Origin of the sequence: Pandoraea iniqua, assembly GCF_902459685.1 — a bacterium.
GTDB classification, from domain to species: domain Bacteria; phylum Pseudomonadota; class Gammaproteobacteria; order Burkholderiales; family Burkholderiaceae; genus Pandoraea; species Pandoraea iniqua.
In genome coordinates this window covers 164,714-177,454 of sequence record NZ_CABPSF010000010.1, presented here as the reverse complement: position 1 = coordinate 177,454, position 12,741 = coordinate 164,714, and the positions used below count along the sequence as shown (strand labels likewise).

Genomic DNA, 12,741 nt, shown 5'->3' with positions numbered 1-12,741 from the left:
CTAAGCGACTGAGTGCGCTACCTCACGCCATCGAGCCAGCGCTGCAACGTATCCAACGCCCCTTGCGGCTGCCCCGCCGCCGATTCCGGCGTCGCCACACATAATTCCAGCATGACCTCGTTCGGATCGAGCAGATAAAGATGCTCGCCGTCGCCGTGACGCTCGACCACAAACGCCACGTCGTGCGCCGTCAGACGCGATTTCCAACGCTCGAGCGCTTCGAGATCGCGTACGCGCAGCGCCACGTGATGGATCTGGTTGGCCGGGGTATCGGGATGAGAGACGGGCGCCAACCCGTCACAATTGAAGAAGGCCACCGCTTCGCCGGGGGCGATCTGATAGCTCACGAGCAGGTACGGCTTGCCCCACAGACGGCTCATGCCGGTCTGCGCGCCCGCAAGCCTGAAGCCCATCACATCGACATAGAAATTGTGCGTGAGCGCCGCGTCGTAACTGGGATACGCGACATGATCGATGGCCACTGGCGTGACCGGTGCCGACGAGGTGGTGGCAGTGCTGGGCTCGAGAACGGCCTGACTGGTGGACGGACTCATCGCGTACCTCCCGGGCATTGAGGTGGCGAATGTCTCGCCAACGTAGCCGGCGCAGACCGTTGGGACGGCCAGCGGGAAACTGCGTCTGTAGTGTAGTCTTGCAACCCGCGTCCCGACAACCGAGTGTCAGCCGCAGCCGCATGGACTATAGTAAAAACGCCACACTTTGCGTGCCAAGGCGCGTCCCCCGTGGTGTGACACTTTCGCGAACGGAGTTTGATATGGAGACCGCATTCTCGCCTGTTGTCCTGTACGCCGTGTTGACGCTGGTATTCGTGATGCTCGTGCTTGTCGTGCCTGTGGGTGCCCGTTGGCGCCAGGTGGCATGGCCGGCCTCGATGCCACCGCTCTCGCCGCACCGCCCGGGCGATCTGCTCGGCGCTCCGCGCACGCCCTACTGGCGCTCGCCGAACGACACACGAGATTTACGCCGCCCCTCGTACTTCGCCACCTCGGAGCGGCGCGGACGACGTCCCGCCAGCTTTCTCGCACCACGCGATCACGACTGGCGCTAGCGATCGCAGGTTTCCTTACGCCTTGTTACATCTGTAGTCCTGCGGTTGCACCGCCGTGGGACCACGTTCCTTAAAATCGGACGTGATGAAACAAGGAGATCAGATGCAACATCAACATTGGATCGCTGCCGCTGGGATGGCGGCTGCGCTCGTCTCGGGCAGCGCACTCGCACGCACCATGTCTCGGTGAATATCGGCATTCCGGGGCCGGCCATCGTGGCCCCCGCCCCGGTCTACGTCGCACCGCCGGTCTATGCCGCGCCGGCCCCGATGATGGTTGCGCCGCCCCCGCCGGTGGTCTACGGACCGCGTCCGCATTACTGGCGCGGCCCGCCCCCGCGCCACTGGCATCACGACCGTGGCTGGGAGCGCCGCGATTGGCATCGCCATGACGGCTATCGCCGCTAATCTCGCAAGCCGGCACCGCAAGCCGCCACCTTTAATTTGACGGTGAATGCCCGATAAATTGACGGTGAATTGGCGATACGTTGGCGATGAGTTGCCAACAAAAAGCCCCGCATATTTTGCTTGCGGGGCTTTTTATTTTTCACGGCGAACAATTCTCAGTCAATGCGAAATTCAAATGAAACAGGCGTGATTCATATCGCGCCTGTCTCATCATCAACCGATGAATAAGCATTAATTGATCGCGTGTAATTTCGATCCGTTGAATTTCGCGTTTTGTCGCGTTTTGGCTCCCCGATTAAATCCCGAACGACGTTCTCTTTTTCGTCAGGCGAATCAATAGCGATAGCAGCACGGGTGTCCGTAGTAACCCCCGTAATACGGCCGGGCGGGGACGACGACACATCCGGCAAGCGTAACGGCAAGCAGCGCAGCAACAAGCAACTTCATGATCTGACTCCTGATGATAAGGAACGAGGGGAACGCGAGTCCGTTCGATTCCTTTATATCTTTGGCCCGATACGAAGCCCATCACGCGTCTGTAAGCCGTGTAAGCGAAGGTTGCCAAACGGGGAAAGTGTCGCACTTTGTTACGTTACATGCGGCGTCCAACGCCGTAACATCGGCGTCCCCGGTCAGCGGCAGCCGCATGACAACCCAATAACGACGCGGGTTTGCGTGGGAAGCGGCAGCTGGCACGGTGATTGCATAGTATTGTTTGCCGCCCTCTCAATTGCCCCGAAGAGAGTGGCTTTGGATGTCAGCCCCTTCCCGCGTCTGACGTGGGAGGGGGACTTTTTTCCGACAGGCTGCTCAGCCACTTCTATTGCACCTTCTCCGTGCAAACCCCCTCGTATTGCCATTTCATCTACGCGTTTGAAATGTATTGACGCTATAACAGCGTCGACTTTGCGCCCGTTTCATTTATCTTTAAATCTTTATTCGGCGCGGCTTACCGGGTGATTTTGCCGTTCAAGGCAAAAACAACATGCGGGTAGGCACCAATCTCAAGTTGACTTTCCAACTGTCGTAATCGCGTCTATAGAGGAGTGCGCGTCAACTCCTGGGCGACGCAAAAAATCCTTTTCGTGACGGCCGCACGACACGCGCCGGGGCAAGCGTATCAGGGAGAAGGTCATGGAAATCGCCACGCCTGAATTCCAAATGGAACAACAGGAACTACAGGCCATCAGTGCCGCACTTAACCGCGTTCAGGCGGTTATCGAGTTCGATCTGCAAGGTCGCGTCATGCACGCGAACGATAATTTCCTTCAGACACTCGGTTATCGGCTCGACGAAATTCAGGGCCAGCACCATCGCATGTTCTGCGAAGCCGACTACGCCGCATCGGAGGCGTATCGCGACTTCTGGGCGAAGCTCGGACGCGGTGAATTCGACTCGGGCGAATACAAGCGTGTCGCCAAGGGCGGCCGCGAAGTCTGGATTCGCGCCTCGTACAACCCGGTGTTCGATGCGAACGGCGTGCCCTACAAGGTCATCAAGTTCGCGACCGACGTCACCGCCGACCGGGCCCGCCAAGCGGAATTCGAGAGCAAGGTGCGCGCCATCGGCGTGTCGCAGGCCGTGATCGAATTCCAGCTCGACGGCACCGTGCTCACCGCCAACGACAACTTTCTGCAAGCCCTCGGCTACTCGCTCGACGAGATCAAGGGCCAGCATCACCGCATGTTCTGCGAGCCGGAGTTCGCCAACTCACCGGCGTACCGCGACTTCTGGGCCCGTCTGAATCGCGGCGAGTTCGACACCGGCGAGTACAAGCGCATCGGTAAGGGCGGCCGCGAGATCTGGATTCACGCGTCCTACAACCCCGTATTCGACGCCAGCGGGCGCCCGTACAAGGTGGTCAAGTTCGCATCGGACGTGACCGCCCAGCGTCGTCAGACGGCGGAGTTCGAAGGCAAGGTGCGCGCGATGGATCTGGCGCAAGCCGTGATCGAGTTCAACCTCGACGGCACCGTAATCACCGCCAACGACAACTTTCTCAAGACGCTCGGCTACGCGTTCGATGACATCAAAGGCAAGCATCACCGCATGTTCTGCGAGCCGGACTACGCCGCGTCCGACACGTATCGCGAATTCTGGGCGAAGCTCAACCGCGGCGAGTTCGACTCGGGCCGCTACAAGCGCATCGGCCGCGGCGGGCGCGAAGTCTGGATTCAGGCGACGTACAACCCGATTCTCGACATGAACGGCCGCCCCTATAAGGTGGTGAAGTTCGCGACCGACATCACACAGCAGGTTGAACTCGAAGCGAGCGTGAAGCGCCGCGCCGAAGACGATCAACGCAAGGTCGCCGCGTTGCTGAACACCGTCAATCGCGCCGCTGCCGGCGACCTGACCGGCGACATCGCCGTGAATGGCGCCGACCCGATCGATCAACTGGCCGAAGGCATTCGCCACATGATGGACGACCTGCGCGGCGTGATCGGCAAGGTCGTGAACTCGGCCGGCGAATTCTCGGGCGCCTCGCGCGACATCGCGGACCGCGCCAATACCGTAGCGACCGGCGCTCAGGCGCTCGGTGCCACGGTCGAAGAGATGAACGCCTCGATCGAAGAACTGACCGCATCGATCAATTCGATTGCCGACAACACCAAGGGCGCCGATCAGCTCGCCAAGGCCACGCAGCAGGAAGCGGAGACCGGCGCGCGCGCCATCGCCCGCTCGGTCGAGGCGATGGAGTTGATCAACAAGTCCTCGGAAGACATCGGCGAGATCGTCAAAGTGATCGGCGAAATTGCCGGGCAGACCAATCTGCTGGCGTTCAACGCGGCCATCGAAGCGGCGCGTGCCGGCGAGCACGGTCTGGGCTTCTCGGTCGTGGCCGACGAAGTGCGCAAGCTGGCCGAGCGCTCGTCGCAGGCCACCAAGGAAATCTCCAAGCTCATCAACGAGTCGACCAAGCGCGTGGCACAGGGCAGCGAAGTGTCGAAGCAGGCAGGCGACGCGTTCGAGAAGATTGTCGGCGGCGTATCGCGCACCACGCAGGCGATCTCCGAGATTTCGTGTGCCGCGGAAGAGCAGTTGGTCGCCGCCCGCGAAGTGAGTCTTGCGATTCAGCACGTGGCCGAAGAGACCGAGAAGTCGGCGGGCGCGTGCGAGACCATCGCGCAGGCCACGGCCGGGCTCACCAGTGAGGCCGAAGAACTCGACCGCACGGTCTCCCGTTTCAAAGTCTGACGCCGTCCCCGTTCCTTCGATCTGTCACGACTGACGCGTCCGTATCTCCGGAGAGCCCGACATGGAAATCGAAGCCGACGCCGACCCCGGTACCCAGCTCGCCTTATTGCGCGCCGTGCACCGGCACACCGGTATCTCGATGAACGAAAAGAAGTGGACGATGTTGCAGGGGCGGTTGCGCCCGCGCCTGCGCACGCTCTCACTGCGCTGTTATCGCGACTATCTCGCGCTGCTGGAAAACACGCCCGACGAAGTGCGCAACTTCGTGAATCTGGTCACGACCAACGAGACCACGTTCTTTCGCACGCCGCGCGTGTGGGACTACTTCGCGCAGCACTTTCTGCCGCGCTGGCAGGAGGGCAAACCGGGCCGGCCGTTCCGCATGTGGTCGGCCGCGGCGTCCAGCGGTGAAGAGGCTTACTCAGCGGCGATGATCTGCGAGGAATTCCGCGTGCGGCACCCGGACTTCCAGTATCAGATTCACGCGACCGACATCTCGAGTCAGGTGCTGGCGGTGGCGATGGCGGGCAACTACGGCGGGCGCAGCATCGACGGCCTGAAGCAGCAACGCCCGGGCCTGCTCGCCAAGTATTTCCGCCCCAGCGTGGGCGGACATACCGTGGTGCCCGAGCTGCGCGCTCACATCACCTTTGCCGAGCACAACCTGTATCAGCGCATGGCGCGCCGCGAGGCGTTCGATCTGATCATGTTGCGCAACGTGCTGATCTACTTCGAGGCGCCCGATCAGGAGCGGGTGCTCGAGAACGTGCGCCGCACGCTCTCCCCCGAAGGCGTGCTCATCGTGGGCGAGTCGGAATCGCTCTCGCGGCTGTCGACCGGTTACCGGTTCGAACAACCGCTCATTTACCGAAATCAGGGAGCGCCGAATGGGGTCATCGCATGACATTCAGGTGTTGATGGGCGAAGTGCGCATCGGGCGCGGCGAAGACGTCTTGCGCGCGACGCTCGGCTCGTGTGTCGGCATCGCGTTGATGTGGCGCTCGCGCGGCCTGTACGGCCTCGCGCACTGCCTGCTGCCCGAAGCCCCGGCGCCCACGCTCGCCATCGGCGCGAAGTACGTGACGCAAGCCGTGCCCTCGCTCCTGGCGCTCATGAAGGCCGACGGCGCGCGGCGCAGCGAAATCGAAGCCGTCATCGCGGGGGGCGGCAACATGATGCCGCACCAGCCGCCCGCCCGGCACGGGCTGATCGGGGTGGCCAACGCCAAGATGGCGCAAGCACTCATCGCCGAGACCGGCATTCCGATCGTGCACGTGGAAGTGGGCGGCGAAGTCGGACGGCAAATCACCATCGATTGCGCCCATCACTCGTATTTCGTGCGCGTGATCGGATCGAACGGTGCCACCGAGGTACCGCGCCGCCCGGCGCTTCGACTCGTGGGACGGGGCACATGAACGCACGCACACCCGGATTTCCCTTTCTGCATCAGGATGCGCTGGCCGGCACGACCGTGCTGCCGCCGACGGTGTCGCCCTTTCAGGGCTATGCCGGTCGCAACGCTTACGGTTACGGTGCGGGCGCGGCCGTCACGACGCATATCGCGAGCGAACCGACGCAGCGTCGCGACGACAAGGTGGAAGCGATCAACGTCGACGGCATCGATGGCATCGAGGACTTGAGCGGCGTGAACAGCGCCGCTGCGCAGACGGCCGCCCCTGCCGCGGCAACCGCCCCAGCACCCGTGCGGCGCGCGGCGACTGCCGACGACGTCGAAGTTTTCGGCTCGTTCCATCTGGGTGACGTGGAGTTCGCGCTGCCCATCGCCGCCTTGCAGGAAGTAGTGAATTACCCGTCGCGCATTACGCCGGTACCGCTTTCGCCGCCGTTTCTGCTGGGCTTGTTCAATCTGCGCGGCACGCTGATTCCGATTGTCGATCTCAAGCCGTTGTTGTCGATCTCATCGGGTGTAGGTGCGGGCGCGCAGGCACGGGTGACGGAGAAGATTGCCATCGTCGATGTCGACGGGGTACGTGTCGGATTGCTGTTCGATACGACGGGCGAGATTCTGCGTGTGCGCGCTTCGCAGCGCACCGGCTTCGAATACGATGCCGGACACACCGCGCCGCCGGTGGTTTCCGGCGCCATCAAGCTGGACGGCGGCGATCGCATTCTGCAAATTCTCGCGCCGGGTGCGCTCGTTCATATCGAGAACATGCCGCAGTTGCTGGCGCGTCAGTCGCTGAGCGCACCGCAGCGCCGCCAGCAACGTCAGCGGCTGCAATGCGTGTCGTTCACGGTGGAGCAGTCGCGCCTTGCGCTGCCGATGAGCGCGATTCGCGAAATCATCCGCATTCCCGAGTTGCAGAACTCGGCGCTCGCGAGCGTGTTCTGCGTCGGCATGCTGAACCTGCGTGGCACCGTGGTGCCGGTCATCGACTTCGCGCACTTTCTCGGCTTGCACGCGTGCCGGCCGGATGCCGACGTCGCAGGCACCGCTGCCGATCCGCGCCGCATTCTGATCGTCAAGCAGGAGGACGTGCATTTCGGCCTGCTGGTCGACGCGGTGGACAGCATCGTGACGTACTACGCCGACGAGTTGCTGGCGATGCCGTCGTTCAGCACGACGCATGCGCAACTCTTCGCCGGTTGCATCACCCGCGAAGATGCCAGCGACATCGTGCTGCTCAATGCCGACGAACTCTTTACGCACTCGCAAGTGCTCGAACTCACGCGCGGCCATCGCGAGCTGTATCGCGAAGGCGACGGTGCAACGCATCACAAGGGCGGTAGCTCGGCGCGCTTCGCAGCAGGGGCTGCGGGCAAGGCATCGCGCGGCACGCGCCACGCTTACGTGTCGTTCCGTCTGCAACATATGCTGGCCGTTCGGCTCGACCAACTGCGCGAGATCATTCACGACTCGCCCGATGTCATGCCCGCACCCGGTGCACCGTCGTTCGTGCGCGGCATGCTCAATCTGCGCCGCGAGCTGGTGACGATTGTGGATCTGCGTGCGCTCTACGGTATGCCCGCGCAGGAGGACACGCAGGCGCGCAAGATTCTGGTGATCGAACACGGCAAAGACAAGTTCGGGCTGCTCGTCGATGCCATCGAGAACATCGTGACACTGGACGAATCCGACAAGCTTCCCGTGCCCGCGATGCTGCTCGGGCGCGCCACGCACGAGATGCGCAACGACATGCGCGATGCGGTGGAGTTGCCGGCGTCGGACGGCACCGCACGCACGGCCATGCTGCTGGATCTTCAACCGCTGAAGATACGGCTGGAGACAGCACTCACGTTGTAGGCGGGTTGGGCGGGTTAGGCGGGTTGTTAGGCGGGGGTTTGACGCAGGGCCCTGCGGCGTGTCGGGGGGCGCGCCGCAGGGGTAGTTCGCGAGACGGTAGGCGCTCGCCGGACTGACTTCGCGTTTGGCGTTCGATGCTTGTTGCTTGATGCTCAGGCGAGACCCAACTCTCGCCGCACCTGCGCCAGAAACGCGCGCATGACATCGGTCCGCTCGCGGCCGATGCGCTGCCCTGCCGCGGTGCTCAGCCCGTCCGTCAGATGCAGCAATTTCCGCTCGAAATGGTCGATGGCGTACGTCGCGTCGTCCAGTTCGCGATGCTGCGCAAACGGGTCGACCGGGTCATACAGGCGGCTGCCGAGACGCCCCGCCACATAAAACACGCGGGCGATACCGACGGCACCCAACGCGTCGAGCCGGTCGGCGTCGCGCAGAATCCGCGCTTCATCGGTCGTCGGCGTAATACCTGCCGAGAAGCTGTGGGCCGCGATGGCATGCGCCACACGTTCGACGCGCGCCGCCGGCCATTCCATCCGCACCAGCAGCTTGCGAGCGACGTCAGCCGCCAGCGTCGAGGCGCGCGCACGATCCGGTGAATTTTTCTCGACACTCACGCAATCGTGCAACAACGTCGCGACGGCCAACGCTTCCAGATCGACACCGGGGACATCAGCGGCGATTTCTTTCGCAAGGCACCAGACACGCGCGAGATGCGACACGTCGTGCGCGCCGTCGTCGGTCGCATGGCCGCCATCGTAGTGATGCAAGACCTCGGCAACGGTGGCCGAGCAGGGTGCAAACAGGTCGGGCAGAGACAAATTCGATTCCGTTGAAAATTTCGTCGCCGGCAGCGTCAGATGACTTCGTGGCGATGCACGTCGTGCGTGACGAAGCCGGAGGTGTCGCTCGGCATGGCCAGCCACTCGGGATGCGCAAGGGTGCGGCGCATGTCGTCGAGCCCGCTGGTCCAGTGATCGAGCATGGTGGAGAGGCCGAACTGATAGTCCTTGTAATGGCCCTCGTATTCCTTGTTGCGATAGATGAGCTGGACGACGTTGTACCGCTTGCTGCACGCGATCTCCTGCGCCGCGTGGCACCACGGGTCGCGCGCGCGCACGTCGGCGGGCACACGCTCCAGCACTTCGCGCAACACGCGGCGATAGTGCTGCGCGCGTTGCAGGTTATCGGTGACGAAGCGCGTACGGCTGGAAAACTGGATGTCTTTCTGCCGGTCGGCCACGTCGTTCAGATTGTCGGGCAACGGCCCGCGCGCACTCCACAAGTCCACCTGAAAGGCGAGCGTGTCGCGGCGCGGCGACGTGCCGAGCACTTCCGAGAGCGGGGTGTTCGACACCAGACCGCCATCCCAGAAATATTGGCCGTCGATCTCGACCGCAGGAAAGCCCGGCGGCAACGCGCCCGACGCCATGAAATGCTCGGGCCGCAGCACTTCGCGCGTGTTGTCGAAGTAGACGAAATTGCCCGTGTGCACATTCACCGCGCCGACCGAGACGCGCGTCTCGCGCGAGTTGATGCGATCGAAGTCGACAAAGCGCTCGAGCGTGCCGCGCAGCGCGGTCGTGTCGTAGTAACTCGCATGCGCCGGGTCGCCCATCGCCGTCGGCAAGGGCTGCGGCCAGCGCGGCGTGAAGAAGCCTTTCTGACCTTCGACCAGTGCGCGCCACGCCTGCCACGCGCTGTAGGCCACCCGCCCCGACTCCGGACCGTTGAGGATGGCCGCTTCGAAGGGGGCCGGCAGCGGCGGAAACACGGCAGGCTCGCAGATCGCGCGCCAGAACGCTTCGAGCTGCGCGACGCGCGTCTCTGGCGGGTTCCCGGCGATGACGGCAGTATTCAGGGCACCGATGGAGATACCGGCAATCCAGTTCGGGTGGATACCGGCCTCGTACAACCCGGCATACACGCCCGCCTGATAAGCGCCGAGCGCGCCGCCGCCCTGCAAGACAAGCGCCACCGTCTCGTACGGCGGCAGATCGATGGCGCGTTTGGGGACCTTCGGCGGGTTGGCCGTCATGACCGTTCTCCTGAAGCAATGGCGTGATGCCACGCGGTACTGCAAAGGTAAGACACTGGCCATCCGACATAAGCGACAGGCGGACGGCCAGCAGGCTGGCTGCCGGTTATTGCATGAACCAGCCGTGGCTTACCACGAACGACTGACCGGTGAAGGCCGCCGTCGGGAAGGTCGCGAGGAACAGCGCCGTTTGCGCGACGTCATCCACCGTGGTGAAAACGCCGTCGACGGTGCCGCCGAGCATGACCTTCTTAATGACCTCGTCTTCCGAGATACCCAACTCCTTCGCCTGCTCGGGAATCTGTTTGTCGACGAGCGGCGTGCGCACGAAGCCCGGGCAGATCACGTGCGAGCGCACGTTGTGCTTGGCGCCTTCCTTGGCGAGCACGCGCGCCAACCCCAGCAATGCGTGTTTGGCGGCGACGTAGGCCGACTTCAGCGGCGAGGCCTCGTGCGAGTGCACCGAGCCCATGTAGATCACGATGCCGCCGCGATCGTCCTTATACATGTGCTTGAGCGCCGCCTTGGTCGTGAGAAACGCGCCGTCGACGTGAATCGCCTGCATCTTCTTCCAGTCGGAGAACGCGTAGTTCTCGATCGGGTTCACGATCTGAATGCCGGCGTTGGAGATCAGGATGTCGATGGACCCGAACGTCTGCGCCACCTTGTCGATACCGCTGTTGACGGCTTCCTCATTGGTCACGTCCATCGCCACACCAAGGGCCTTTCCGCCCGCCGCCTTGATTTCCTCGGCGACCGCGTCGGCGCCCTGCTGGTTCAGATCGGCGATGGCCACCGCTGCGCCCGCTTTGGCGAGCGTCAACGCAATTTCCTTGCCGATACCGCTGGCGGCGCCCGTCACCACGGCGACTTTTCCATTCAACTGATTCACTGACTGGCTCATTTGCACACTCCTGATTCGTCAAAATGGCGCGCCGTGCGGCGCATCGCGCACACACGGCACGTCGGGGGTCTTGCGTTACGACTTCAACAATTACGGCAGATGAAACAGAAAAGGCGCCTTGCGGCGCCTTTTCCTGCGTTACCGCGCGATCGGCTTGTAGCGGATTCGCTTCGGTTTCGCGCCCTCCTCGCCGAGGCGTTTCTTCTTGTCCGCCTCATACTCCTGATAGTTGCCCGGGAAGAACTCGACGTGCGAGTCGCCTTCGAAAGCCAGAATATGGGTGGCGATACGATCGAGGAACCAGCGATCGTGCGAAATCACCATCACGCAGCCGGCGAACTCGAGCAGCGCGTCCTCGAGGGCACGCAGGGTTTCGACGTCCAGATCGTTCGACGGTTCATCGAGCAGCAACACATTGCCGCCCGAAATCAGCGTCTTGGCCATGTGCAGACGGCCACGCTCACCGCCCGAGAGCGAACCCACCTGCTTCTGCTGGTCGGAGCCCTTGAAGTTGAAGCGGCCGATATAGGCGCGCGACGGCGTTTCGTAGCGGCCCACGGTCAGCACGTCGGCACCGCCCGAAATTTCTTCGAACACGGTCTTCGAGCCATCGAGCGCATCGCGGCTCTGGTCGACATAAGCCATCTTGACCGTCTGACCGATCTTGATCTCGCCGCTGTCCGGTTGTTCACGGCCGGTGAGCATCTTGAAGAACGTCGATTTACCGGCACCGTTCGGGCCGATGATGCCGACGATCGCGCCCGGCGGCACGTTGAAGCTCAGGTCGTCGATCAGCAGGCGGTCGCCGAAGGCCTTCGACACATTCTTGAATTCGACGACTTCGTTACCCAGACGCTCACCCACGGGGATGAAGATTTCCTGAGTTTCGTTGCGCTTCTGATATTCCTGGCTGTTCAGTTCGTCGAAGCGGGCGAGACGCGCCTTCGACTTGGCCTGACGGCCCTTCGGGTTCTGGCGCACCCACTCCAGTTCCTTCTTCAGTGCCTTCTGACGGGCCGACTCGCTCGATTCTTCCTGCTCAAGGCGCTGTTCCTTCTGGTCGAGCCACGAGCTGTAGTTGCCCTTCCACGGAATGCCATGACCCCGGTCGAGTTCGAGAATCCACTCGGCCGCGTTGTCGAGGAAGTAGCGATCGTGGGTGACGGCCACCACGGTGCCCGGGAAGCGCGTGAGGAACTGTTCCAGCCAGTCGACGGATTCGGCGTCCAAGTGGTTGGTCGGTTCGTCGAGCAGCAGCATGTCCGGCTTCGAGAGCAGCAGACGCGCGAGTGCGACGCGGCGCTTTTCACCGCCCGAGAGCACGCCGATCTTGGCGTCCCACGGCGGCAGACGCAGCGCGTCGGCGGCGACTTCGAGTGCCTGTTCGATGTTGTTGCCGTCGCTCGCGGCGAGAATCCCTTCGTACTTGGCTTGCTCGGCGGCGAGCGCGTCGAAGTCGGCGTCCGGCTCGGCGTAGGCGGCGTAGATCTCTTCGAGCTTGGTACGTGCCTCGAAGATTTCGCCCATGCCGCTTTCGACGGATTCGCGCACGGTCTGCTCGGGATCGAGCTGCGGCTCTTGCGGCAGATAACCGATGTTCAGGTTCGCCATCGGGATGGCTTCACCCTCGATCTCCTTGTCCACCCCGGCCATGATTCTGAGCACGGTCGACTTGCCTGAACCGTTCAGACCCAGCACGCCGATTTTGGCGCCCGGAAAGAACGACAGGGAGATGTCCTTGAGGATGTGACGCTTGGGCGGCACGATCTTGCCCACGCGGTTCATGCTGAATACGTACTGTGCCATTCGGCTTTCCTGATCCTGAAACGGTTATGCCGCTCTCGTCGAGCGACAGACATCGG

At 62.8% G+C, this 12,741-nt stretch carries 11 protein-coding genes; 6 read left to right on the top strand and 5 right to left on the bottom strand.

Annotated elements, in window-relative coordinates; translation table 11 throughout:
- Positions 1-17: 17 nt before the first annotated feature.
- On the bottom strand, positions 18-554 hold the full coding sequence (locus tag PIN31009_RS25775; protein WP_174997398.1) for a VOC family protein: 537 nt from the start codon (positions 552-554) through the stop codon (positions 18-20).
- A gap of 221 nt (positions 555-775) precedes the next feature.
- On the opposite strand from PIN31009_RS25775, the gene PIN31009_RS25770 reads away from it, so the two are divergent.
- The 6 genes from PIN31009_RS25770 (at position 776) to PIN31009_RS25745 (ending at position 7,940) form a co-directional block, all read left to right on the top strand.
- Positions 776-1,069, top strand: coding sequence for a hypothetical protein (locus PIN31009_RS25770; RefSeq protein WP_150686596.1), 294 nt, complete (start codon positions 776-778; stop codon positions 1,067-1,069).
- Positions 1,070-1,255: 186 nt separating this feature from the next.
- Positions 1,256-1,477, top strand: coding sequence for a hypothetical protein (locus PIN31009_RS25765; protein ID WP_425495516.1), 222 nt, complete (start codon positions 1,256-1,258; stop codon positions 1,475-1,477).
- Positions 1,478-2,611: 1,134 nt separating this feature from the next.
- Entirely contained in the window at positions 2,612-4,675 is a 2,064-nt protein-coding gene (locus PIN31009_RS25760) for a methyl-accepting chemotaxis protein (protein ID WP_150791966.1), read from the top strand.
- A gap of 61 nt (positions 4,676-4,736) precedes the next feature.
- Positions 4,737-5,579 (top strand): CheR family methyltransferase, encoded by an 843-nt coding sequence (locus tag PIN31009_RS25755; RefSeq protein WP_087686222.1) that lies wholly within the window; start codon positions 4,737-4,739, stop codon positions 5,577-5,579.
- Positions 5,563-6,090, top strand: a complete 528-nt coding sequence (locus tag PIN31009_RS25750) for a chemotaxis protein CheD (protein WP_058376252.1) — start codon at positions 5,563-5,565, stop codon at positions 6,088-6,090. Before PIN31009_RS25755 ends, PIN31009_RS25750 begins: the two co-directional genes overlap by 17 nt.
- On the top strand, positions 6,087-7,940 hold the full coding sequence (locus PIN31009_RS25745; RefSeq protein WP_150791965.1) for a chemotaxis protein CheW: 1,854 nt from the start codon (positions 6,087-6,089) through the stop codon (positions 7,938-7,940). Before PIN31009_RS25750 ends, PIN31009_RS25745 begins: the two co-directional genes overlap by 4 nt.
- A 152-nt stretch (positions 7,941-8,092) precedes the next feature.
- Here PIN31009_RS25745 and PIN31009_RS25740 read toward each other — a convergent pair whose 3' ends face one another.
- From PIN31009_RS25740 to ettA, 4 genes are all read right to left on the bottom strand, one after another.
- Positions 8,093-8,758 carry an HD domain-containing protein gene (locus tag PIN31009_RS25740; protein ID WP_150791964.1) on the bottom strand — a complete coding sequence of 222 codons (666 nt, stop codon included), beginning with the start codon at positions 8,756-8,758 and terminating at the stop codon, positions 8,093-8,095.
- Between the two features lie 35 nt (positions 8,759-8,793).
- Positions 8,794-9,975, bottom strand: a complete 1,182-nt coding sequence (locus PIN31009_RS25735; protein WP_150791963.1) for a patatin-like phospholipase family protein — start codon at positions 9,973-9,975, stop codon at positions 8,794-8,796.
- 106 nt (positions 9,976-10,081) lie between these two features.
- Positions 10,082-10,879, bottom strand: coding sequence for a 3-hydroxybutyrate dehydrogenase (locus PIN31009_RS25730; RefSeq protein WP_150791962.1), 798 nt, complete (start codon positions 10,877-10,879; stop codon positions 10,082-10,084).
- A gap of 138 nt (positions 10,880-11,017) precedes the next feature.
- Complete coding sequence (gene ettA, locus PIN31009_RS25725) at positions 11,018-12,685, bottom strand: energy-dependent translational throttle protein EttA (protein WP_150686601.1); 1,668 nt, start codon at positions 12,683-12,685, stop codon at positions 11,018-11,020.
- Between the last annotated feature and the right edge of the window lie 56 nt (positions 12,686-12,741).